Annotated in this window: 26 protein-coding genes; 24 read left to right on the forward strand and 2 right to left on the reverse strand. The window is 40.9% G+C overall.

All coding sequences use genetic code 11. The features are described from left to right. Together HLH16_RS08395 and HLH16_RS08400 are read right to left on the reverse strand one after the other, a co-directional pair. Positions 1-1,297: peptidylprolyl isomerase (locus tag HLH16_RS08395; protein WP_171528975.1), on the reverse strand; the 1,297-nt coding region annotated here is incomplete at its 3' end. Continuing rightward, positions 1,297-3,756: an LPS-assembly protein LptD gene (locus HLH16_RS08400; RefSeq protein WP_171528976.1), complete on the reverse strand. Its 2,460-nt coding sequence runs from the start codon at positions 3,754-3,756 to the stop codon at positions 1,297-1,299. The genes HLH16_RS08395 and HLH16_RS08400, both read right to left, overlap by 1 nt. 120 nt (positions 3,757-3,876) lie before the next feature. Here HLH16_RS08400 and HLH16_RS08405 point away from each other — a divergent pair, with 120 nt between their 5' ends. The 24 genes from HLH16_RS08405 (at position 3,877) to cmk (ending at position 22,579) form a co-directional block, all read left to right on the forward strand. Further along, on the forward strand, positions 3,877-4,890 hold the full coding sequence (locus HLH16_RS08405; RefSeq protein WP_171528977.1) for an aminoglycoside phosphotransferase family protein: 1,014 nt from the start codon (positions 3,877-3,879) through the stop codon (positions 4,888-4,890). Continuing rightward, on the forward strand, positions 4,890-5,579 hold the full coding sequence (murU, locus tag HLH16_RS08410) for an N-acetylmuramate alpha-1-phosphate uridylyltransferase MurU (protein WP_171528978.1): 690 nt from the start codon (positions 4,890-4,892) through the stop codon (positions 5,577-5,579). Before HLH16_RS08405 ends, murU begins: the two co-directional genes overlap by 1 nt. Positions 5,580-5,664: 85 nt before the next feature. After that, positions 5,665-6,297, forward strand: coding sequence for a 16S rRNA (guanine(527)-N(7))-methyltransferase RsmG (gene rsmG / locus HLH16_RS08415; protein WP_171528979.1), 633 nt, complete (start codon positions 5,665-5,667; stop codon positions 6,295-6,297). Between the two features lie 25 nt (positions 6,298-6,322). Further along, on the forward strand, positions 6,323-7,105 hold the full coding sequence (locus HLH16_RS08420) for a ParA family protein (protein WP_131288044.1): 783 nt from the start codon (positions 6,323-6,325) through the stop codon (positions 7,103-7,105). Further along, positions 7,102-7,989, forward strand: a complete 888-nt coding sequence (locus tag HLH16_RS08425) for a ParB/RepB/Spo0J family partition protein (RefSeq protein ID WP_171528980.1) — start codon at positions 7,102-7,104, stop codon at positions 7,987-7,989. Before HLH16_RS08420 ends, HLH16_RS08425 begins: the two co-directional genes overlap by 4 nt. A 30-nt stretch (positions 7,990-8,019) precedes the next feature. Continuing rightward, a complete protein-coding gene (locus HLH16_RS08430; protein WP_171528981.1) occupies positions 8,020-8,658 on the forward strand; it encodes a MotA/TolQ/ExbB proton channel family protein in 639 nt (212 codons plus the stop codon). Positions 8,659-8,666: 8 nt separating this feature from the next. After that, entirely contained in the window at positions 8,667-9,089 is a 423-nt protein-coding gene (locus HLH16_RS08435; RefSeq protein WP_171528982.1) for an ExbD/TolR family protein, read from the forward strand. Next, on the forward strand, positions 9,089-10,816 hold the full coding sequence (msbA, locus tag HLH16_RS08440; RefSeq protein ID WP_171528983.1) for a lipid A export permease/ATP-binding protein MsbA: 1,728 nt from the start codon (positions 9,089-9,091) through the stop codon (positions 10,814-10,816). The genes HLH16_RS08435 and msbA overlap by 1 nt, the downstream gene beginning before the upstream one ends. A 3-nt stretch (positions 10,817-10,819) precedes the next feature. Next, complete coding sequence (gene lpxK, locus HLH16_RS08445; RefSeq protein ID WP_171528984.1) at positions 10,820-11,824, forward strand: tetraacyldisaccharide 4'-kinase; 1,005 nt, start codon at positions 10,820-10,822, stop codon at positions 11,822-11,824. Positions 11,825-11,836: 12 nt separating this feature from the next. Further along, the gene (kdsB, locus tag HLH16_RS08450) at positions 11,837-12,598 is read left to right on the forward strand and encodes a 3-deoxy-manno-octulosonate cytidylyltransferase (protein WP_171528985.1); all 762 of its coding nucleotides are present in this window, start codon (positions 11,837-11,839) and stop codon (positions 12,596-12,598) included. A 29-nt stretch (positions 12,599-12,627) separates the two neighbouring features. Then, the gene (locus tag HLH16_RS08455) at positions 12,628-13,611 is read left to right on the forward strand and encodes a DNA polymerase III delta subunit-related protein (RefSeq protein ID WP_171528986.1); all 984 of its coding nucleotides are present in this window, start codon (positions 12,628-12,630) and stop codon (positions 13,609-13,611) included. 20 nt (positions 13,612-13,631) lie between these two features. After that, positions 13,632-13,973, forward strand: a complete 342-nt coding sequence (locus HLH16_RS08460) for a PilZ domain-containing protein (protein WP_171529076.1) — start codon at positions 13,632-13,634, stop codon at positions 13,971-13,973. 26 nt (positions 13,974-13,999) lie between these two features. Continuing rightward, on the forward strand, positions 14,000-14,773 hold the full coding sequence (locus HLH16_RS08465; protein ID WP_171528987.1) for a TatD family hydrolase: 774 nt from the start codon (positions 14,000-14,002) through the stop codon (positions 14,771-14,773). Positions 14,774-14,818: 45 nt separating this feature from the next. Further along, complete coding sequence (locus HLH16_RS08470) at positions 14,819-15,433, forward strand: TetR/AcrR family transcriptional regulator (protein WP_086192787.1); 615 nt, start codon at positions 14,819-14,821, stop codon at positions 15,431-15,433. A 9-nt stretch (positions 15,434-15,442) separates the two neighbouring features. Then, on the forward strand, positions 15,443-16,003 hold the full coding sequence (locus HLH16_RS08475) for a prepilin-type N-terminal cleavage/methylation domain-containing protein (protein ID WP_171528988.1): 561 nt from the start codon (positions 15,443-15,445) through the stop codon (positions 16,001-16,003). 133 nt (positions 16,004-16,136) lie between these two features. Continuing rightward, complete coding sequence (gspI, locus tag HLH16_RS15750) at positions 16,137-16,568, forward strand: type II secretion system minor pseudopilin GspI (protein WP_502707642.1); 432 nt, start codon at positions 16,137-16,139, stop codon at positions 16,566-16,568. Next, positions 16,568-17,257, forward strand: a complete 690-nt coding sequence (gene gspJ / locus HLH16_RS08485) for a type II secretion system minor pseudopilin GspJ (protein WP_171528990.1) — start codon at positions 16,568-16,570, stop codon at positions 17,255-17,257. Before gspI ends, gspJ begins: the two co-directional genes overlap by 1 nt. Positions 17,258-17,278: 21 nt before the next feature. Further along, positions 17,279-18,226 (forward strand): type II secretion system minor pseudopilin GspK, encoded by a 948-nt coding sequence (gene gspK / locus HLH16_RS08490; protein WP_171528991.1) that lies wholly within the window; start codon positions 17,279-17,281, stop codon positions 18,224-18,226. A 157-nt stretch (positions 18,227-18,383) separates the two neighbouring features. Beyond that, complete coding sequence (locus HLH16_RS08495; protein ID WP_171528992.1) at positions 18,384-18,980, forward strand: 6-pyruvoyl trahydropterin synthase family protein; 597 nt, start codon at positions 18,384-18,386, stop codon at positions 18,978-18,980. Between the two features lie 49 nt (positions 18,981-19,029). Continuing rightward, entirely contained in the window at positions 19,030-19,743 is a 714-nt protein-coding gene (gene ung / locus HLH16_RS08500; protein WP_131288001.1) for a uracil-DNA glycosylase, read from the forward strand. Beyond that, a complete protein-coding gene (locus HLH16_RS08505; RefSeq protein WP_171528993.1) occupies positions 19,740-20,864 on the forward strand; it encodes an enoyl-CoA hydratase/isomerase family protein in 1,125 nt (374 codons plus the stop codon). Before ung ends, HLH16_RS08505 begins: the two co-directional genes overlap by 4 nt. Positions 20,865-20,866: 2 nt before the next feature. Continuing rightward, a complete protein-coding gene (gene tadA, locus HLH16_RS08510) occupies positions 20,867-21,406 on the forward strand; it encodes a tRNA adenosine(34) deaminase TadA (protein WP_067726055.1) in 540 nt (179 codons plus the stop codon). A 40-nt stretch (positions 21,407-21,446) separates the two neighbouring features. Next, positions 21,447-21,878 (forward strand): SRPBCC family protein, encoded by a 432-nt coding sequence (locus HLH16_RS08515; protein ID WP_171528994.1) that lies wholly within the window; start codon positions 21,447-21,449, stop codon positions 21,876-21,878. A 17-nt stretch (positions 21,879-21,895) separates the two neighbouring features. Beyond that, a complete protein-coding gene (gene cmk / locus HLH16_RS08520) occupies positions 21,896-22,579 on the forward strand; it encodes a (d)CMP kinase (protein WP_171528995.1) in 684 nt (227 codons plus the stop codon). Positions 22,580-22,619 lie beyond the last annotated feature (40 nt).

Raw genomic sequence — 22,619 nt, forward strand, 5'->3', positions numbered from 1 at the left:
TTTTTTTACGATCCAGACTCGGATCCTTAATCTCCACAAAAGCATTGCTACGAATTTCACGTAACCAGCTATCTAGCTCTGCATCAAATTGGCGTTCACCTAAAATTTGACGCGCCATACGTTCTTGATATTCACGCGTCATGTCTTGTTGGCGAGTATCCGTCACTTGAAGAATGTGCCAACCAAATTGTGTTTGGAATGGGGCGCTGGTTTGACCTACAGGCGTGCTTTTCATCTGTTTTTCAAACTCAGGAACCATAACACCCGGGCTAACCCAGCCCAAGCTACCGCCATCGCGAGCAGAACCTGGATCATTGGAGAAAGTTGCAGCCAGTACTGCAAAATCTTCACCCGCTTTTAAGCGATTATAAATGCTGTCAATTTGCTGTTTTGCATTTTCAGGACTCACCACTTCAGAAGGTTGAATCAAGATATGGCGTGTTTTATATTGAGAAACAATGGCTTTTTGCTCTGCACCTTTACGATCTAATAATTTTAAAACATGTATTCCATCTTGTGCAGGAATGAGGTCGGTTGTTTGTCCTGCCTGTAGAGGGCTTACACGTGCTGCAAGTTCGCCTGGAAGGTCAGACAGATTACGAAAGCCTGTATCTGCACTTTCTACTTTTACGCCATTGGCAGTGAATTTTTTATCAATTGCACTAATATCATTACTGTCTTTTAGTACAGCCTTTACTTGTTCTGCAACTTTTTCAATATTTTTATCACCCGAAATACGAACATGCAGGACATGAACTTGCTGGCCTAATGCTGCTTGACCTTGGGGAGTTTTTAAAAAATTTTCCACATCTTGGTCACTAATTTTAATGCGTGACATCACCACTTGTTGACGTAGACGATTGATGGCTAAATCTTCTGCAATACGGTTACGCAACGATTCATACGTTCCAGGCGCAATCCCATCCAGTTTTTGCTGAAACGCTTCTAGGCTTTTGCTGCCAGACTGCGCAGCAACTTTAAGCACAGCTTCATTAAGCTCTTTTTCATTGGGTTTAATGTTATAGCGTTTGACTTGCTCAAGCTGTGCTTGGCGAATAATCAGCTGGTCAAGTGCTTGTTGTTGCAAATATTGCGCTGGGGGAATCGGTTTTTTTTGAGCTTCGAGTTGATGTTTTATTTCTGCAATACTTTGATCTAAATCACTTTTTAAAATGACACTGTTGTCAACCAAAGCAACCACTTCGTCTGTTGGTTGTGCGAATGTAGCCATTGATGAAGAAAGGGCTAAAGCAAGAGCTGTCGCTTTAAAAAAATGTTTTAACTGTATTGTCTTCATTAACGTTCTGTCCAAGATTGATTAATTTTATTAAAACCTAGAATACGATTTTCTAGTAATGATGAAAGCTTTTTGTTGAAACCGCCTAAACCTTTCAGGCTGACTTCAGCCATAATGGCGCGTTTTGCATTTACGCCTTCCGCATTTACATCGTCTAGGTCATTATAATAAGAGCGTCCATACACCGAAATGCCCCAGCAACAAGCTTCATAATTTACACCCAATAGATATTCACGCGCGACGTTGTTGTCTATGTCGTATTGAGCATGTCCCATAATGCGCCAGTTGTTAGATACGGGCTGAATGAAGGATGCAACGACTTGGTCATATTGCTTTTGTCTGTTTGGAATATCTTTGCGATAGAAGTAACCTACATTATATAGATTACCTTGATCACCGGTGTAATAGAGCTGCAAGTCACGTTGAGCATTGTCGCCATTCGACATCCATGCCGAGTTTGCACCAATAGTGAAATTTTGTGACAGTTGACTAGATACGCTTAAAACAGGACCGGTACGACGTTCAGTATCAAACTGATCAGATTCATTATCTAGTTTTACACGACGATCTTCGAAGTAAAAGCTTTGTCCAACACTGGTTTTTAAACGTTCCAGACCAATTTCATCAAATAAGCTATAACTTAGACCTAAAGATAAGAAATTGTTGTCTTCTAAACGGTCATGACCATAAAAGCGACGTGGGCTGAACAATTGATCATAGTTAATAGACGCGGTCGCCGAGTCGAAGTTTGGATGGCCATCCTGGTTTTTATACGGTGCATAGGCATAAAATGCACGTGGAGTGATGGTTTGTAGGTATTTACCTTCTTTTTCAAGGGTCAGGCCGGTATCTAAAGTGAATTGCGGTACAGTTACCGATTGATTTTCATTAGAAGAATTCAGGTCTTGATTAGCATTAATGGTGTCTTGGTCGTAGAAAGTGTTGATGTTACGAATCGACACTTCTGGAATGACAAATGACCACGGATTACGGTAGTTGTAACGAACAGCAAAGTCATTGTAAATACGCGTACCGCTTGGCTCAAATGAACCCGTATTTGTTGAATCTGCAATACTGATGTCTTTTTTAAAGTAGGCAGTATCGTTATTGAATTCGTATTGTAAACCCAGTGGGTTACCCGTCTTATAATTTAACAGGAATTGTGGTAAACGGGCATAAGGGCGGTCTTCATCAGATACCGTCTTATCCAGAGTCTGGAAGTCTTCAACTTTTAACTGGGCTTTTAAACCGGGAATGCCATTTTTATAGTTAACTTCCCAAGCGCGACGCAAGTTTAAGTCGGTCTTCGAGTTGGGATTGTTATTTAAATCGGCAAAATAATCTTTATCTGAGGCATAGTTATAATCTAGGTTGGTAGAAAATTGATCATTGATTTGCCAGTTATGTAATAGATGTAAGTCTTTACGGTCTTGGCCCTCATATTTGTCATCCGAAGCTAAATAACCACCCCAAATCATACCTGCGCCGAAATTTTCTGTTAAATAACGGAATTCGCCTTCAAGCATTCCTCCGCGATCAGCAATATATCGCGGAGTAACCGTGGCGTCGTAATTCGGTGCCAGATTTAAATAAACTGGAACAGCAAGTTCTATACCACCATCATTGGTAAAGCCGAAACTTGGTGTCAAAATACCGGTAGTGCGGCGGTCATCAATCGGGAAGTTAAAGTAAGGAACCGCTAAAACTGGAACATCTTTAACATATAGCTTGGTGCCGCGAGTTTCGCCGCGCCCTGTTTCCTGATTTAAAGTGATTTTATTGGCTTGGATTTTCCAGGTTGGCGTTTCATCCGGCGGGCAGGTGCTGTAAGTTGCATTGTTCATTACCACAACATTTTCAGAAGTACGGGCAATTTTTTCTGCATGCCCATGTGCATGCTGTTCTTCTGAAATATAGAAACTGTTGTTTAAATCACCTTGCTGGGTTTTTAAGTTGTAATTGATTTGATCACTTTGTGCGAGTAATCCGGCTTGCGCCATTTGCACACGACCTTCTGCATTGGCAAAAGTTTGGGTTTTATCGATGGTGATTTTGTCGGCACGAATTTGACGGCCTTGTTGATCAATCAGTACGTTGCCTTGAAGAACAGAGTCACCATTAGGATCGTAATGACCATAATCGGCAGTGACCACTGAGGTAGCTTCTGAAGCATCAACAGCTTTGGTTTCTGGACTAATCGGGGTAATCCAGGCACCTTGACAATAGGCGGAACTTAAATATTGTCCTTTACGTTGTTGTGCTTCAGGCGATGATTTATCAACGTAATATTGTTCAAAAAATTGTTGTCCAGGATAAGCTTCCTGAATGCTGTCCTTCATTTTTTGGTTGTCGACAGTCGAAGCTGGAAGTGTGGACTCAGCATAGCTTGAAATCGAGCTGCCACATAAAAGGGTCAAGATAGCAGTCGCTAAAGGATTAAATTTGAACTGATGCTTCATTTGTATCATTAACCAAGTATGCTTAATCGCAATTAATTATTCTCGCATCATAGAGAAAAAGTTGATAAGTGGCTACACTTAGTACTTTAAAAACTCAGCCTGTTTTAGAATTTATCGCAAATGAAAACACAACGTGAACAAATCATACATACATGGATTAAATCTGTACTTGATTCAGATCAATTTGAAATTAATTTTTTGCCAGGCGATGCAAGCTTCCGTCGTTATGCACGAATCAAGCTGAATAATAAAACATTTATGCTCATGGATGCACCACCAGAAAAAGAAGATTGTGTGCCTTTTGTGACGATTGACCAGTTTTTCGATACACATGGTGTTCGAGTACCCCATATCGTTGCTCAAGATTTGCAGCAAGGCTTTTTGTTGCTGGAAGATTTTGGTGATGTTTTGCTCTCAACTTTGCTTAACGATGACACTGTTGATGGCTATTATGCGCAAAGTTTTAAGCAGTTAATTGAATTGCAGGCAATTGATGGTACACAAAACTTTCCGGCTTATTCCTATGAAAAACTCATTTCTGAAATGGAGTTACTCACTGATTGGATGCTGCCGTCATTACAGATTCAACCCACTCAAGATGAACAAGCCTTAATTAAACGTACCTTTGCGATTTTGGCCAACGCAGCACTGGCGCAACCACAAGTGATTGTACATCGCGATTTTCATAGTCGTAATTTGATGAAAATTGAAGGTGAGACAGATCTCGGGGTGATTGATTTCCAGGATGCCGTGATTGGTGCAGATACTTATGACCTGATTTCAATCACGCGTGATGCTTATGTGCAGTGGAATGCAGAACGTGTTTATGAATGGTTTAAAGTCTTCTATGACTTGTTGCCTGAAGCGGCAAAACAAGATCGCGATTTTGAACAGTTTAAACGCGATGCGGATTTTATGGCTATTCAGCGTCATATTAAAATTTTGGGTATCTTTGTGCGTTTATTTGAACGTGATGGAAAAACAGGTTACTTGAAAGATTTGCCACGTGTGATGTGGTATTTACTTGAAGAAAGTAAAGATTATGCAGAGCTGCAACCCTTTATGCAGTTTGTCCAAGCGAAAGTGATGCCGAAATTTGAAGCCAAATATGGCACATACGAGGTTGCTGCATAATGAAAGCGATGATTCTTGCGGCGGGAATGGGGAACCGTATGCGTCCACTGACGCTACATAAGCCAAAGCCTTTGCTTGAAGTGGGTGGCAAGCCACTTATTGTTTGGCATATTGAAAAATTACAACAAATCGGTGTGACTGAAATTGTCATCAATACCGCGTGGTTGGGTGAGAAACTGGCTACAGCTTTAGGTGATGGTTCAGAGTTTGGCGTTAATATTCTGTGGTCGCATGAAGGCGAAGGCTTGGAAACAGCTGGCGGTATTATCAATGCCTTGGCGTTGTTGGGCACAGAGCCGTTTATTTTGGTCAATGGCGATGTCTGGACCACCATGGATTTTAGATCTTTATTAAATGTGCAGCTTGCAGAAGATTTAGCACATCTGGTATTTGTAACCAATCCAGAACAGCATCCGAATGGCGATTTTACCTTGTCGAATGGTCGCGCCTATACCTTTGAACAAGAACAACCGGGTGAATCGCTTACTTATAGTGGTGTAGCGGTGATTCATCCTAAAATGTTTGATGGTCTGGAAGGCGGTAAACGCCCGTTGGCACCCTTGCTGAAACAAGGCATGCTGGAACAGAAAATATCTGCTTCGAAGATGCATGCTGTTTGGGTAGATGTTGGCACTCCGGAACGATTAAATGTACTGGATCAACAAATTAAGCAAGGCTTGTACGCTTAAGTGCGTATTCACTAAGCACTCGCTACTGTGACTTCATGTATAAATCGGTATACTTCACCTAACTTTTTCGAGACGTTAATTGTATATGCATACGTTTTTTCAAGAACTCAAGCAGGGTAGTCAGGCTTTGGGTTTAGAGCTCAGCGATGAGGCTTTAAATTTATTACTCAAATACCAAGATGCTTTGGTATTGTGGAACAAAGCATATAATTTGACTGCAATTCGCGATCCAAAGGAAATGCTGGTTAAACATTTGCTGGATAGCTTAAGTATTTTAAAAGATTTGCCGCAAGGATGTCTGCTGGATATTGGTACGGGTGGCGGTATGCCGGGCATGATCATTGCATTATGTCAGCCAGAACGTGAATGTGTTTTGCTGGATTCGAACGGCAAAAAAATTCGTTTCTTGAAGCAATTTATTGCGGATTTAAAACTAAAAAATGTGATTGCAGTACAAACGCGTGTCGAAAATGAAGACAGTATCCATAATTTGGGGCAATTCGATGTCATTACCAGTCGTGCCTTTGCATCATTAACCGACTTTGTTGCTGCATCGAAACCTTATATGCATGAAAACAGTATTATTGCGTCAATGAAAGGCTTAATTCCTGAAGAAGAAGTAGCCGCCATTAAGCAAGAATTTAGCTGTGACATCATTGCGTTAAAGGTTCCGCGATTAGATGAACAGCGTCATCTGCTTTTGTTAAAACGTATTTAATTATTTTCGAAGGATTGGGGTTACCATGGCACAAATTATTGCGATTGCGAACCAAAAAGGTGGTGTAGGCAAAACCACAACCGCAGTAAATTTGGCAGCATCGTTAGCTGTGTTAAAGAAGCGCGTTTTACTTGTGGATATGGATTCGCAGGGGAATGCCACGATGGGGTCTGGTATCCAAAAAAATGATCTTTTGTATTCGGTCACTGATGTTTTATTGGGTGAAGTTCCCATTGAAACAGCAATTAGCAAAGCGGAAGTCGGTTATAAAGTTTTAGGGGCTAACCGTGATTTGGCGGGGGTAGAGCTTGCGATTGCCGAACAGGACGGACGCGAGTTCATTCTGCGTGAAGCATTAAAAGAAATTGAAGATTCTTTTGATTATATTATTGTGGACTGTGCACCAAGTTTAAGCTTGATTACGGTCAATGCCTTGGCAGCTGTTGATAGTGTGCTTATTCCAATGCAATGTGAATATTATGCACTTGAAGGTTTGGCGGATTTAACTCAAACCATTGACCGTATTCAACAGGCACTCAATCCGGATTTGCAGATAGTAGGTGTCTTGCGCACTATGTACGATGCACGGAATGCATTGACACGTGATGTTTCGGAAGAACTTGAACAATACTTTGGCAAGAAGCTGTATGACACTGTAATTCCGCGTAATGTGCGCCTGGCTGAAGCGCCTGCACATGGTTTGCCGATTATCTATTTTGAGAAAAATTCAAAAGGTGCAGTTGCTTACTTAAATTTAGCGGCTGAAGTGTTAAAGAAAAGTAAAGTAAAAAAAGGAATTAAAGCATGACCATAAAAAAACGCGGGTTAGCTAAAGGTCGTGGTTTGGATGCCTTGCTTGGTTCAATCCAAAAAGAAAAATTACAAATGGAAGCTCAAGGTTTAGATCATGGGCAGTTAAAACAGATTGATGTTCACTTACTTAAACGTGGTGAATATCAACCGCGTCGTTTTATTCATGAACCTGATCTTCAAGAGCTCGCGGCTTCTATTGAAAAACATGGCGTGATGCAGCCCATCGTCATTCGTCCAATCGATGATGAAAAATTTCCCTATGAAATTATTGCCGGTGAACGTCGTTGGCGTGCTGCACAACTCGCGGGCTTAACTGAAATCCCAGCGATTGTGCGTGATTTGACTGATCAGGTTGCGATTGCCTTAGCTTTAATTGAAAACATTCAGCGTCAAGATTTGAATCCAATTGATCAAGCGATGGCATTACAGCGTTTTCATGAAGAATTTGGTTTAAGTCACCAGGAAATTGCGGATACCGTCGGCAAAGCACGTACCACTGTAAGTAATTTATTGCGTCTTTTGACTTTGGCTGATTCAGTCAAGGACTTTATGCAGCAAGGTCTGCTTGATATGGGGCATGCCCGGGCCATCTTAACATTAAAAGCCAAAGATCAGCTTAAAGTTGCAGAACATGTGATTGAAAAGAGTTTATCGGTACGTCAAACCGAGCAACTGGTGCGCGATTTAAACACGCCTAAACAAGAAAAAGCCAAAGTGGATGTTGCACCAGATATCCAGCAGTTGACGCAGCGTTTAGCCGAACGTTTTAGTGCAGATGTAAAAATTGATCATAATAAGCAAGGTAAAGGAAAACTTGTCATTCAATATCATTCACTGGATGAGTTGGATGGTATTTTGAATATTTGTTTCGCAGAATAATTTTTTGTTGTTTTTATTGGGGAAGAACAGATGTGGGAATTAGTCAAAGCAGGTGGGTGGCTGATGCTTCCCCTTGTTTTATGTTCGATTTTTACAGTAGCAATAACCATTGAGCGCTTTATTCGATTAAAAAAATCAATGATTTTGCCTAAAGCATTGTTAATAAATCAAACTCAAAACGCCGATGTTGTCATGCAACAGTTGCAACAAGATAAAGCATTGCAAAGTAGTACCTTGGGGCGCATCTTTGCTGCAGGTTACCAAAGTAAAAGTAAAAATGAGCAGTATGCCCGCGCACAAATGGAAACCACTGCTTCTCAAGAGATTGGCTATTTAGAAAAAAATATTAATTTCTTGGGTACCTTAAGTGCGGTAGCGCCACTTTTGGGTTTATTGGGTACAGTTCTGGGTATTATTGAATCATTTTTGGTGATTGATTTAGGCACCAATAGCAATCCAACATTGATGATTCCGGGGATCTCAAAAGCGTTGATTACGACTGCAGCGGGTATGTTTATTGCTATTCCTGCATTGTTTGCCTATCGTTATTTTCAGCGTTTGGTGCAAGAGTATGTTGCTGAACTTGAACAACAATCGACCTTATTCCATGCAGCACTTTTCTATCAAAATTCTATAGATGAAGAACACGATATTAGAAAAGCAGGTTAGGGCGGAAAATGAAATTCAAACGCACACAAGTTGAAGATATTCATATTAATTTGACACCCATGATTGATTGCTTGTTGTTTATCCTGGTTTTCTTATTGTTATCCACCACATTTAACCAGTTTAGTCGTATGAATTTAACCTTGCCTGACGCGCAAGGTGTTCCGCCTAAACAATATGATCATAAAATTGAAGTGGTTGTTGATGCTTCAGGGCATTATTCAATTAACGGACAATCGCTTGCAAGTAAAGAAGTTGTGGATTTAAATACTGCAATTAAACAGATTTCTAATGATCGTCGTGATTTAATGTTTGTGATTGCCGCGGATGCCAAATCTACTCATCAGGATGTTATTCGGGTGATGGATGTTGCAGGTCAACTGGGTTTTGTTAATATCAATATTAGTACTAAAGTTCCGTCTAGAGGTTATTAGTGAAGCAAGATTTTAAAGTCTATCTACGTCTTTTGGGCTATTTGAAGCCTTTTTGGGGTGTGGCGATATTGGTTTTTATCGGTTTTGCAATTAGTGCTGCCACAGAAGTATCTATTGCAAAATTGTTAGAAAAAATCATTACCGCAATCCAGCATAGAGACCAAGGCTTTACTTCTATATTTCCCTTCTTGGTGATTCTACTGATGTTTTTCCGTGGGGTGGGTTCCTTTATCGGGGGCTATTTCACGGCAGTGATCTCTCGGAATCTCGTCTTTAATATTCGTCAGGAAGTTTTTGCTAAATTACTTAAACTTCCGTCTCAATATTATTTGGATAATACCAGTGGTCATATTACCGCTAAAATTATGTACAATGTGGAGCAGTTAACCGCTGCTTCATCAGAATCCCTCAAAATCATTGTACAACAAGGTTTAATTACCCTTGGATTGCTCGGCTACTTGTTATATAGCAATTGGCGACTTACCCTGATTATTCTGATTTTTGCTCCGCTGATGGGTTTTCTGGTTCGTCAAGCATCGAAGCGTATGCGTAAATTATCTTTACAAGTTCAAGACACCATGGGAGATGTTAACCATGTGGTGCAAGAAACGGTAAATGGCAATTTAGTGGTCAAGGGTTTTGGTGGGCAAGAGTATGAGCAAACCCGTTTTAAGGATCACTCGCTTAAAAATTTAAAACGTGGTTTGAAAATGGTGGTGGTGCAGCAGCTCAATAGCCCGGTTGTACAATTCATTATGTCGATTGCAATGGGTATCATTATCTGGATTGCGTTACGACCAGAAATTTTACGTGATACCAGTGCCGGTGAGTTTGTCGCTTATATCACAGCCGCGGGTATGTTAAGCAAGCCAATCAAAGCCTTAACCGATGTGAATGAAAAATTACAACGCGGTATGGCGGCAGCACATTCAGTTTTTGAATTGCTCGATTTACCTGAAGAGCAAAATACAGGAACTTTAACTCCGGTACTTAAAGGTAATATTCAATTCCAAAATGTGAATTTAATTTATTCCGATGGTCATCAAGCCATTCATGATTTTAACTTGAATGTTAAGGCCGGTGAAACCGTTGCACTGGTTGGGCGTTCAGGCGCAGGCAAAACATCTTTAGTGAATCTGCTGGTGCGTTTTCAGGAAGCGAGTTCAGGTCATATTTATTTGGATCAGCACTATATTCGAGATCTGGATATGAATACCTTGCGCACCCAGATTGCGATGGTGAATCAGCAAGTGGTGTTATTCAATCGTACTGTTCGTGAAAATATTGCCTATGGACAACTTGAAGGTGCTCCAGAAGAAGATATTATTGCAGCCGCTAAAGCAGCGTATGCGCATGACTTTATTATGGCTTTACCGCAAGGTTACGATACGCCATTAGGTGCGCAGGGGTTGAACTTGTCAGGTGGGCAACGTCAGCGTATTGCCATCGCGCGAGCAATTTTGAAAAATGCGCCGATTCTGATTCTGGATGAGGCGACCAGTGCACTCGATAACGAATCGGAATATTATATTCAGCGTGCATTTGATACTGCCATGCAGGATCGCACTACTATTGTGATTGCGCATCGTTTATCCACCATTGAAAATGCAGATCGTATTGTGGTGATGGATAAGGGTAGAATTATCGAACAAGGTACGCATGTAGAATTGATCGCCAAGCATGGTGCATATTACCAATTGCATCAGCGTAATTTCGAGGAAAATTGATTTATGTCAATTGCACAATTTATTCAGGATGCTTGGAACAAACAAGCCAAGTGGTTAATTGTGCTTCGACCTTTGACATGGATTTATCGGGGTGGTTTTTTATTAAATAAAAAGCTTTACCAAATGGGTATTAAATCAAGCTATCAAGCACCCGTCCCGGTGATGGTGATTGGTAATATTACCGTTGGTGGCAGTGGAAAAACGCCACTCTTGATCCAACTGGTGAATTATCTACACAGTCAAAATGTACGGGTGGGCGTGATTAGCCGTGGTTATGGTGGGAAAGGCCCTTTTCCAGCCTATGTCGATTTGGAATCTGTGCCGGAAATTGTCGGTGATGAACCCTGTTTGATTCTTCAGTCCACTGGGGTTCCCATGGTGGTGGGTTCAAATCGACAGCACAGTATTGAGTGTTTATTATCCAAACACGATCTAGATTTAATTATTAGTGATGATGGTTTGCAGCATTGGGCTTTAGCGCGTCAGATTGAGTGGATTGTACTGGATCGGAATCGTGGCTTGGGTAATCAGAAGTTATTGCCTGAAGGATATTTACGAGAGCCGCCAAGCCGTTTAAACACAGGCACAGTCATTGAGCATGCCGCAGAACCGGTATCTGCTTTAAATATGCATTTAGAAGTGGCTACCCCGTATTTGCTCAATGCGGTAGAAGAAAAACCATTCAATCCAGCTGATAATTTTTATGCAGTTGTGGGGATTGGTTTTCCGCAGCGCTTTTATCAAACTTTAGATTCTATGGGGATTCATCAATTTCAATGTCATGAATTTCCCGATCATTACGATTATGAAATCACCGATCTGCAATTTGAAGATGGAAATCCAATTATCACCACCGAAAAAGATGCAGTGAAACTTTTGCCATTATTAAAGCAAAATCCAGATTTCAAACGGGAAATTTGGGTGGTTCCGGTTGAGGCTGTACTTTCACCAGCCTGTTATGAAGTTTTACATCAGCAATTGCAGCAATTCGGTATTCAAATTTCTTAAGGTTCATCGTTTATGAAACATATTGTTATCCCCGCACGTTTTGCAAGTTCACGTTTACCTGGCAAGCCATTATTGGAAATTCATGGTCGTGCCATGATTTTACGGGTGGTTGATCAGGCGAAAAAAGTTGCGGGTTTTGATGATTTATGTGTTGCAACCGATGATGAGCGTATTGCTGAAGTTTGCCGTACAGAAGGTGTGGATGTTGTCATCACGAGTGCAGAGCATCCATCAGGAACGGATCGTTTAAGCGAAGTTGCCCGGATTAAAGGTTGGGCAAGTGAAGATATTATTGTCAATGTACAAGGCGATGAACCTTTGCTTCCTGCTCAATTGGTACAACAGGTTGCACAATTATTGGAGTCACAACCTGAATCTTCAATGTCGACCTTGTGTGAGCCGATTCACAGTCTGGAAGAATTCCAACGCGACAGCATTGTGAAAGTGGTGATGTCCAAATACAACCAGGCTTTGTATTTTAGCCGTGCGACTATTCCTTATGATCGTGATGGTGCGAAACAAGAAGTACAAAAATTACATTCGCAGGCTTACCGTCACTTGGGTTTATATGCCTATCGTGTGAATCTACTGCAAGAATATGTGTCTTGGGATATGGGTGTGCTGGAACAACTGGAAAGCTTGGAACAATTACGTGTACTTGAAAATGGACATCGTATTGCGATTGCTGTTGCCGAAGCCAACTTGCCACCAGGCGTTGATACCCAAGCAGATTTGGATCGTCTCAATGAAATGGATGTTTCCTGCTTTGAGTAAAATTTGGGATAAGGTTGGGCTTTAATTCAATGCAAAATGATGTGGTCGCACACGTTTATCCATGGCAACAAACCGTTTGGGATACGCTAACAGGGCGTTTCCCCAAACTTGGGCATGGCCTGCTTTTTTATGGCAAAAAAGGCTGTGGCAAAGAAGCTTTTGCGCAATATTTTTTGGCTTGGGTCTTATGTGCCAATCGTCATGCCAATAATGCCCCTTGTGGGGAATGTGGCAGTTGTTTGTGGTTGAAATCGGATACTCATCCGAACTATGTACATATCAGCACAGATGAAGAAAATAAAAAACAAAACGCTAAAATTAAAATCGAAAAAATTCGTGATTTATTGCCCTTTGTGCAACAAACGGTAGATGGTTGGCGGGTGATTGTGATTGAACCGGCAGAAGCGTTAAATATTGCTTCTGCAAATGCATTACTCAAAACACTCGAAGAACCCGGTGATCGTGTTGTCATTATTTTATTGGCTGACCATTATTTAAAACTTCCTGCGACGATTCGCAGTCGTTTGCAACATTTTGCTTTGGATCGGGTATCTGAAGCTCAAGCAGGTGAGTATTTATCTCAACATTTACCTGATTTAGATCAAACACAAAAACAATTGTTGTTGAATTTGTCCAATCAAATGCCCTTGCAAGCCATGCAATTGGCACAAGCTGAGTGGCTAAATAAGCGACAAGAATTTTTAGGAGATTGGCTGAAATTAGTCACTCAAAAAAATATGCCGATGGCAATTGCGACCAAGTGGAACAAAGTCTTAAGTTTTAGTGACTTTTCGCACATGTTTGAATACTTGTTGTCCGATTTAATTTGTGTCAAGCTCAATCAGCAAGTTAAAAATCCAGATTTGGATTTAAGTGAATTATCAGAGCAATATTCATTGGAATTTTTATTTACGATTTATTCCGACTTGCAACAATCTAAACAGTTTATCGAGCAGAATGTACAAAGCAATTTGGTGCTTGATCAATTGTGTATAAAACTTATGAACATTTGAATATTTAAAAGGGGAAGATGATGCAACCACGTATGGGCGGTATTATTCAGGCGAATATCCCGGATAAAGACACTTTGTATGCCAGCTACATGCCTTATGTTGTCGGTGGTGGATTATTTGTTCCGACCAAGCAGCCGGTAAAAATCGGTGAAGAGGTCTTTGTACTGGCCACTTTGCCTGATCAATCACAAAAAATTCCTTTGACCGGTAAAGTGATCTGGATTTCTCAAAAACAAAATGGCATCAAATTACAAGGCTTTGGTATGCAGTTGACGGGGGAAAAAGGCGTTTATTACAAATCAGAAGCTGAAAAGTTGCTTGTAGGTATTAAGTCTGAGGGTCGAACTAGTTACACTATGTAGCTGTTTAACCGATTTAGGATCTTACCGTGTTTGTAGATACTCACTGCCATTTAACCTTGCTGGATTTAACGCCTTATGATGGCAATTTTGATTTAGCATTAGCACAGGCGCGTGAAGCGGGTGTATCCAAATTCATGAGTATCTCGGTTGATCTGGATGACCATATTGAGCTGGCTAAAATTGCAGCACGTCATGCGGATGTTGGATACAGTGTTGGGGTTCATCCCTGTGAAGATCCTGTGACCATGGCGCGCGCAACCACGGATTATTTAATTGAACTGGCTCAGCCTGAACAAGTTTGGGCGATTGGTGAAACAGGCTTGGATTATTTTCATAGCACTGATTTCATTACTGAACAAAAACAATGTTTTGCCCGTCATATTCATGCCTCTCAGGCAGTGAAAAAACCGGTCGTGGTGCATACCCGTTCAGCCAAGCATGATACGGTAGATATCATTTGTGCTGAAAAGTCGACCCATGGCATTCTGCACTGTTTTACCGAAGACTGGGAAACCGCCAAGGCAGTGCTGGATTGTGGTTATTACGTGTCATTTTCCGGAATTGTGTCTTTTAAAAATGCGCAAGACTTGCGTGATGTGGCGAAGCAGGTTCCACTTGATCGCCTACTGATTGAGACGGATAGTCCTTACTTGGCACCGATGCCTTATAGAGGAAAGTCTAATGAACCAAAATATGTTCCTTATGTAGCCAAAGCCTTAAGTGATGTATATGATAAGTCCGTTGAGGAAATTGCTTTTATTACTACGCAAAACTTTGAAAACCTCCTCAATTTAAAGTAAATAATTCGAATTGATACAAGCGCATAAGAGAGTTACAGGGTGAAGATGGATCGTCAGGCTCAGTTTCGAGCAAGAGAAGCGTTAATTTTTCAGGTTGCAGAGCAACTGTTATTAGAAAATGGCGAATCAGGAATGACGCTTGATGCGTTGGCCGCAGAACTCGATCTAGCGAAAGGGACTCTATATAAACATTTCCAAAGTAAAGATGAACTCTACATGCTTCTCATTATCCGTAATGAGAAGATGTTGCTGGAGATGATTAAGGATGCAGAGAAAGCATTTCCAGAACATTTGGCTTTCTTTATGTTGCATCATTTACATCATCCGGAGCGTACCGTGCTGTTTCATCAAATTGAAGAACGTCTTTCAACCACGGGTGTAGGCATTCATCATCTGTTTAGTGAGTTATATCAGGTGAGAAAGCAGCGCTTACGGATTATTTTTCGTATGACTGAAAGCTATTTAGAAAGCATTCAAAGTAGCATGTCGGTACGGGATTATTTGGCTTCAATTTGGGCGCTAACTCACGGCGCAGCAGCAATCCTGAATTCCAGTTTCTATCAGCGTTATTTAGGTTCACGCGATACATTGCGTGTGGCTTATATTGACCAAGCCCTGGCGATGCCGAAACAAACCCGTTCTACGGAACAATTTGCCTAAAGGAATGCCATGAAGCACACAGGATCATCATCAATTTGCGGTTTTACCTTAATAGAGTTGATGGTGGTGATTGTGATTATGGCGATCATGGCTTCTTTAATTTTAACCAATATCAATGGTGTTGATCAGCGTAAAGCCATGCAGGCACGTGAAGTGTTTATTATGGATTTACGCAGGATGAATCGTGAAGCCAATGATCAGGCACGCATTTTTGCCCTTGATGTTCAAACTGCCACAGATGTATCGCCATTTCGTTATGGTGTTGTTGAATATTTGGTTCCATCTCTTCAAGCTACACAAAATTTAGTACTTAATCAAAATAAAAAATGGCAAGACTATTCAGAATTTGAAAAGCGCACTTTACCCGAGCATGTTTCCTTCAATGTGCAATCACTCGATTATGCATATGAAAATGCCAATAATGATGATTTACTGAGTGTAAATGCACCGAAATTACTGTGGCTAGGCAATGGTGAAGCGAAACCTGTACGGATTCAATTTTATTTCGAGCAACGTCCGATTGGTGAGGAAATCGAGATTGATCATTTAGGTAAAATCAATGAAAGCTAAGTACTCCAGGCATAGCGCTTCGTCTTGCACAGCGGTGAAACAGCGTTTCATGCATCGCTGCTCCTCAAGCACAGCTTTCGGACTTTCTTGCGAGGTAATACCTCTCAGGTCGAGTATTACTCGACTTAATCTTGTGCACTCCGAACATAGTTCGTCATCTTGCGCTCGGACGAAACGTTATTTCGTTTATCCTCGCTCAGGTTTTACCCTATTAGAAGTGATGGTTGCTTTAGCAATTTTCGCCACCGCTGCAATCGCTTTCACTAAAGTGGCGATGCAATATACCCAAGCCACTTCTAATGCTATTTTACGCACCAAAGCACAATTCGTGGCTTTAAACGAAGTTGCGGTGATGGAAATTAACCAAGAGTGGTTACAAGGAACACAGTCAAAGCAGATTAGCCAGCAAGGTGAAACGTGGCAAATTGATAAATCTGCACAATCGACGATTAGTCCGAATGTACAACGTATTGAAGTGCAGGTGAGTTTGTTCAATGCTGAATCAGGTAAGGTTGAGTCGGGCATTACGAATTTGGTTTTCTTTAACTATAAGGCCAAAGTTTGATGCAAATGAAAAATAAACAAAATCAAACTCGACATTCACAGCATCGCTCAGGATTTACCTTAGTTGAATTGTTAGTGGCGATTGCTATATTTGCGGTACTTTCGACATTGGGCTGGAAAGTTTTTGATTATCTGATTAAGGTCAAAGAGCGTAATACTGAACATGAAGTGAATTTGGGACAATTACAAGAAGCCTATCAACAAATTTTGCGTGATACCGTTCAGGCTGTGCCACTCAATGCCAATATGAATAACGATATTCAGCCTGCTTTGGTTCTGCAAAACGGCCGCTTTAATTTTAGTAAAACTGGCGTGACTGATCCTTTGCAGCAGGGTATTTCCCCGGATGAGCGTGTTGAATATCAATATCGTGCAGATGAAAAGAAACTCTATCGTTTGAAATATCGTAATTTAAACAGCAGCGGACGCGATCAACCTGAATCCAGTGTGTTATTAAATAATGTCGATCAGTTTGAAATTGTGGTGCTGAATCCGAATGAGTCAACCTCATGGCCAGATGGGCAAGTAGATTTAAATGACGCCACGCAAAAACAAATTTTGCCCAAAGGAATTAAAATTAAATTAACCGTGAAAGATGTTGCTTATGAATGGATTTTTAGTCTATTAAACACGGACTACTTAAAACAGCAGAGTAATAATCAAAATAACAATTCAAATAATCTACCATAACCAAGTCTAAAGAGATTGAGCATGAAACAGCAGCAGGGTATTGCCTTAATTACGATCTTGGTGATGGTCGCATTAGCAACAATTCTTGCTGCGACGATTGCTAAACGTCAGGCCAATACTGCTGAGAACACCGCATATTTAATGCGTCAAAATCAATCGTTATTGTATGCCAAAAGTGCAGAAGCTTTTTTCTCAGAGCTTTTGGTGGATGATGCTGAAAATGCAGGTGATATCGATCATCTGCAAGAAAATTGGGCGAAACCGATGCCGGCTTTTCCGGTAGAAGATGGCTTTGTATCGGGAACCTTGCAGGATGAATCCGGTAAATTTAATTTAAATAGTTTAGTTAATAATGACGGCACGCCGAATCCTCAAGCAAAAGTCTGGTTTGAAAAACTTTTAGTACGTGTTGGTTTGCCTGAAAAGTTGAGCGAAGCGGTGATTGATTGGCAAGATGCTGATGATGAAACCATTGGTGCGATGGGAGCAGAGGCTAGCTACTATAAAGGCTTGCCACAAGGTTATTTAGCGCCAAACAGTAAATTTCATAGCGTTGAAGAACTAAAATTGGTACGTGGCTTTGAAGGTCAAAAATATCTGCAAATTGCAGATTATGTCATTGCCGCGCCTACATCAGACAGTAAAGTCAATGTCAATACAGCGCCAGCGATGCTGCTTGCAAGCCTTGATCCTCAGCTGGATCTCAATGCAGTTCAACAAGTGTTGCAGCAACGTCAGGCAAAGTTAGAGCATTTTTCCAATATCAATGATCTTTGGGCTATTGAGCCTTTTATTCAAGTCAAGACGGATGTCCGTAATGAAGTGAATGATTTGCTCGGTGTGCAATCCAGTTATTTCAAAGCCAGGATTGAAGTGTTGTTAAGTGAGCGTAAACGTCAGTTTAGTAGTGATTTGGTGCGTAAAGATAATATGGTGTATGTGGCATATCGCAGTATGGCACCATTTTAATCATATAAACCAACAAGCTGAAATATATCAATCTGATAATCTTGTTTGACTCGCATATGTTTTACCAATTGCCTTGAACAGTAAAATTAATGCCCAGACTTTCACTTTTGCTTTATAATCAGATTCAATTCACATATTTTTGATTGCATCACGGCACATGTTAATTCGTAAGTTATTTAAGTTTGAAAATGCTCATATTGTGCGGAATTGCACATCGGATCGCTGTAAGCGTTCGATTCATGGCCATAGTTATAAAGTTGAATTATTGCTTAAAGCTTCGAAGCTAGATCATGGTCAAATGGTGTATGACTTCGGATTGCTGAAGGGCGTAATTAAGGATATTTTTGACAGTTTTGATCATGCCATTTGTTTTTGGCAGCATGATGATGCTGAATATATTGAAGCCTGCAAAAAATTTAGTGCACGTTGGGTGTCTTTACCCGTTTCTCCTTCAGCAGAACAATTTTCACGTATTTTCTTTTACTTAGCACAACAAGTACTTGCCTCAACCGAAACCCAAAATGGGGAAGGTGATGTAGAGGTTTACTCGGTGATTGTGCATGAAACAGATACCGGTTATGCACAAAGCTTTATCGAAGATATCGAAAATGAGCAAATGGGTGTACTGAGTCTTGAACAAATTGTGTTCTCTGAACAAGTGCAAGCCGAATGGACTGACCCCGCAATGTATGAAAAATTACAACAAGGAATTAAATTCCAAAACCCGAGTGTTGATCTACAGGTACATATCTAAAGATCATCCAATCACGTGGTAGGTTTTCAAAAAGGATTAGGAAGCAGTTATGTCTTTAACGGAACAACAGCAAGCTCAACTAGATAAAATTCAGTTAGATGCGAGTTGGAAAGGTGTTTTGAGCGATTTTTTGCTCAGCCCAAGAATGGATGACTTAAGGCAGTTTCTGATTGCTGAAAAACAAGCAGATAAAGTGATCTATCCTCCAAGTTCACTGATTTTTAATGCGTTAAATAAAACCCCATTAAACCAGGTGAAAGTCGTTATTTTGGGGCAAGATCCTTATCATGGCCCTAACCAAGCACATGGATTAAGTTTTTCTGTGCAAAAGGGACTTGCATTACCGCCATCTTTACGTAATATCTTCCATGAGTTGAATGCCGATCTGGGTATTCCTATTCCGAAACACGGTGATTTAACCCGTTGGGCTGAACAAGGTGTGTTATTGCTGAATGCAGTTTTAACTGTTGAAGCAGGTCAGCCCACTTCGCATCAAAAACAGGGTTGGGAAGATTTTACCGATCATATTATTGATGTGTTAAATGAGCAGTGTGAGCATATTGTTTTTATCCTCTGGGGCGCCTATGCGCAACGTAAAGGTCAACGGATTGATCCGAATAAACACCTGATTTTAAAAGCTGCACATCCTTCGCCATTGGCAGCAAACCGTGGTGGTTTTTTTGGCTGTAAAGTATTTTCAAAAGCAAATAATTATCTGAAACAAAATGGCATTGAGCCGATAAATTGGCAGCTGGACGCATGACACAATCTCCTGAATTAAAAAATTATCATCCCGATCTTATTGTAGAGGAAGCAAAAAACGGCTGGCGCATTGTTCGCCTGAACCGTCCGAAATCTCTACATGCTCTGGATGAATCTATCGTTACCGCACTTTTAGAAGTGTTCCAAGATTTTCAGCATGATGATGCTGTTAAAGCCATTTGGTTAGATTCAACTACACCAAAAGCATTCTGTGCCGGTGGTGATGTTCGTAAACTTCGTCAATTGGTTATTAATAATGAAGTAGAAACTGCAAATAAATTCTTTGAACAAGAATATGCTTTAGATTTACTGTTGCATAATTATGCTAAGCCTGTGCTGATTTGGGGTGAAGGTTATGTAATGGGTGGTGGTCTGGGACTATTCATGGCTGCACCATTCCGTTTAGTTACGCCTTATTCACGTTTGGCGATGCCTGAAATTAATATCGGTTTATATCCGGACGTTGGCGCGACCCGTTTCTTGGCTGATCGCGGTGCTATAGGCTTATTTACGGGCTTAACCGGTTCGATCATGACTGCAGCCGGTGCCTATGGTATTGGCTGGGCAACGCATATTTGTGATGCGCAGCGTGATAATGTGCTGGAAAAAGTCATCAATATTGATTGGGGGCATTATCCAGCCGGTGATTTTCGTGCCATTGATGACACCCTAAATGGCATGCATCGTCCAGTGGGTCCAGGACCGCTACAAAACTCGTTAGATGTAATTCACAGTGTTTGCCGTGGTGTGAACTTTGAGCATGACTATGAATCGATTATTGGTTTAACTGATGCGCGTAGTGATTGGTTACGTCAGGCGAGTGAAAACTTGCAAAAAGGTTCCCCGACAACCGCTGCTTTAACCTGGTTATTGTGGCAATGGGGTAAGCAGATACATTCCTGGAATGAGATTTTTGAACTGGAAATTCAAATTTCAGACTGGAAAATCCGCCATCATGACTTTGTTGAAGGTGTGCGAGCGCGTCTGGTCGACAAAGACCTCTGTCCAGAGTGGAAAAAGGGGGTAGATATGAGCTTAAAAGGGATTCTCTCTGAAAATCCTCCAGTCACCACCATTGAAAGCTGGAATAATCTGTTGAAACACTATGGTGTGATCGGTTAAGAATGACTGATGCAACACAATTGACAGATGAATACTGGATGCAGTTTGCTTATGAGCAAGCTGCCATTGCAGCATCGAAACAGGAAATTCCTGTCGGTGCGATTATTGTCAGTCAAAATCAAATTATTGGCGCAGGGTATAATGCGCCAATTTCTTTGAATGATCCGACTGCGCATGCAGAAGTCCAAGCACTGCGTCAAGCCTGTGCAAATCTTAATAATTACCGACTTCCGGAAGATTCAGTTCTTTATGTGACTTTAGAGCCTTGCACCATGTGTGTCGGGGCTTTGATTCATGCACGTGTATCCAAAGTGGTGTTTGGTGCAACCGAGCCCAAAGCAGGTTCCTTGATCAGCGCGAGAAAGTTATTTGAAACAGGGTATTATAATCATCAGTTTGATATTGAGGCTGGATGTTTGAATGAACAATGTTCCAAACAACTCAGTGATTTTTTTAAGATGCGTCGTGAGCAAAAACGACTGCAGAGATTACAAGAAAAATCCTTAAATGATCAGAATCATAATTCAAACCATGTAAAATAGAATGACAATAAGTATTGTCAATTAAAATTTAGGATAAACCATGCATTCCATTCAGGTAAAAAAAGAATTTAACGCACCCCTCGAGCAGGTTTTTGATTTGTTATCAAAACACTCAACTTATAATGTTGCCTTCGCACCGATTCAGGTAGAACGAATTAAAGACTCTGCAGATCCTGAACGTCCAGATGGGGTGGGGTCAGTGCGTCGTATGGGGTTTGGTCCAGTCAAACCGCTGCAAGAACAAATTACCTTGCTAGAACCTAATGAGCGTATCGAATATCAAATTATTAAAAATCCTTTGGTGAAACATCATTTAGGGATTATTGAGTTTGAGAAAAAAGATGCTGACAAAACTTTAGTGACCTACACTATTGAATTACAGGCGCGAGCACCTTTTGTAAGTAAATTAATCCTTGCACAGCTTAAATCTGCGATTAAACTAGGTTTTTCAAAATTAACTAAAACTGTATAGCGTAAAGTGGAAAATTAATGACAGTTCAAATTATCACTATCGATGGTCCAAGTGGTTCTGGAAAAGGTACACTTGCGGCTAAACTGGCAGCACACTATCAATTTCATTTACTGGATTCTGGTGCTTTATATCGCTTGCTGGGGCTGTCATTACATCAACAAGACTTGCTGGATTGCCTGGATTCAGAACTTGATCAGTGCATTAAAATTGCAACAAATTTAGACATAAAATTTGTTACAACTGAAGCCGGAACGCAGGTTCAACTCGACGGTGAAGATGTGACTCAAACCATTCGTACTGAACGTGTGGGTGAGTTTGCTTCAAAAGTTGCTGCAATTCCTGAGCTTAGAGCCGCACTATTAGAGCGTCAACGTACTTTTGCGCAAGAACCGGGTTTGGTTGCAGATGGTCGTGATATGGCCACTTCTATTTTTCCTCAGGCTCAAGCCAAGATTTACCTGACTGCTTCGGCTGAATCCCGAGCGGCGCGACGTGTAAAGCAGTTGCAGGGTATGGGGCTAGATGTTAAAATAAACGACATTTTAGCTAATATACAAGCTCGAGACAAACGAGACATGGAGCGCACAGTCGCTCCACTCAAGCCGGCAGCAGATGCATATATCATTGATAGTTCAGAATTGGGTATCGATGAAGTATTCCAGTTGATGACCAACTTTGTCGAAAAGCAATTAGCCAATTAACGAATTTTCAGCCAAAGCATAGCTAGATCAGTTTATTACG

Origin of the sequence: Acinetobacter sp. ANC 5378 (genome assembly GCF_013004315.1) — a bacterium.
In the GTDB taxonomy this organism is placed as follows: Bacteria; Pseudomonadota; Gammaproteobacteria; order Pseudomonadales; family Moraxellaceae; genus Acinetobacter.

What these genes read in the sequence shown, in the direction of transcription:
- HLH16_RS08400 (WP_171528976.1), bottom strand. Translation starts at nt 3,756, where the DNA reads ATGAAGCATCAGTTCAAATTTAATCCTTTAGCGACTGCTATCTTGACC.
- HLH16_RS08405 (WP_171528977.1), top strand. Translation starts at nt 3,877, where the DNA reads ATGAAAACACAACGTGAACAAATCATACATACATGGATTAAATCTGTA.
- murU (WP_171528978.1), top strand. Translation starts at nt 4,890, where the DNA reads ATGAAAGCGATGATTCTTGCGGCGGGAATGGGGAACCGTATGCGTCCA.
- rsmG (WP_171528979.1), top strand. Translation starts at nt 5,665, where the DNA reads ATGCATACGTTTTTTCAAGAACTCAAGCAGGGTAGTCAGGCTTTGGGT.
- HLH16_RS08420 (WP_131288044.1), top strand. Translation starts at nt 6,323, where the DNA reads ATGGCACAAATTATTGCGATTGCGAACCAAAAAGGTGGTGTAGGCAAA.
- HLH16_RS08425 (WP_171528980.1), top strand. Translation starts at nt 7,102, where the DNA reads ATGACCATAAAAAAACGCGGGTTAGCTAAAGGTCGTGGTTTGGATGCC.
- HLH16_RS08430 (WP_171528981.1), top strand. Translation starts at nt 8,020, where the DNA reads ATGTGGGAATTAGTCAAAGCAGGTGGGTGGCTGATGCTTCCCCTTGTT.
- HLH16_RS08435 (WP_171528982.1), top strand. Translation starts at nt 8,667, where the DNA reads ATGAAATTCAAACGCACACAAGTTGAAGATATTCATATTAATTTGACA.
- lpxK (WP_171528984.1), top strand. Translation starts at nt 10,820, where the DNA reads ATGTCAATTGCACAATTTATTCAGGATGCTTGGAACAAACAAGCCAAG.
- kdsB (WP_171528985.1), top strand. Translation starts at nt 11,837, where the DNA reads ATGAAACATATTGTTATCCCCGCACGTTTTGCAAGTTCACGTTTACCT.
- HLH16_RS08455 (WP_171528986.1), top strand. Translation starts at nt 12,628, where the DNA reads ATGCAAAATGATGTGGTCGCACACGTTTATCCATGGCAACAAACCGTT.
- HLH16_RS08460 (WP_171529076.1), top strand. Translation starts at nt 13,632, where the DNA reads ATGCAACCACGTATGGGCGGTATTATTCAGGCGAATATCCCGGATAAA.
- HLH16_RS08470 (WP_086192787.1), top strand. Translation starts at nt 14,819, where the DNA reads ATGGATCGTCAGGCTCAGTTTCGAGCAAGAGAAGCGTTAATTTTTCAG.
- HLH16_RS08475 (WP_171528988.1), top strand. Translation starts at nt 15,443, where the DNA reads ATGAAGCACACAGGATCATCATCAATTTGCGGTTTTACCTTAATAGAG.
- gspJ (WP_171528990.1), top strand. Translation starts at nt 16,568, where the DNA reads ATGCAAATGAAAAATAAACAAAATCAAACTCGACATTCACAGCATCGC.
- gspK (WP_171528991.1), top strand. Translation starts at nt 17,279, where the DNA reads ATGAAACAGCAGCAGGGTATTGCCTTAATTACGATCTTGGTGATGGTC.
- HLH16_RS08495 (WP_171528992.1), top strand. Translation starts at nt 18,384, where the DNA reads ATGTTAATTCGTAAGTTATTTAAGTTTGAAAATGCTCATATTGTGCGG.
- ung (WP_131288001.1), top strand. Translation starts at nt 19,030, where the DNA reads ATGTCTTTAACGGAACAACAGCAAGCTCAACTAGATAAAATTCAGTTA.
- HLH16_RS08505 (WP_171528993.1), top strand. Translation starts at nt 19,740, where the DNA reads ATGACACAATCTCCTGAATTAAAAAATTATCATCCCGATCTTATTGTA.
- tadA (WP_067726055.1), top strand. Translation starts at nt 20,867, where the DNA reads ATGACTGATGCAACACAATTGACAGATGAATACTGGATGCAGTTTGCT.
- HLH16_RS08515 (WP_171528994.1), top strand. Translation starts at nt 21,447, where the DNA reads ATGCATTCCATTCAGGTAAAAAAAGAATTTAACGCACCCCTCGAGCAG.
- cmk (WP_171528995.1), top strand. Translation starts at nt 21,896, where the DNA reads ATGACAGTTCAAATTATCACTATCGATGGTCCAAGTGGTTCTGGAAAA.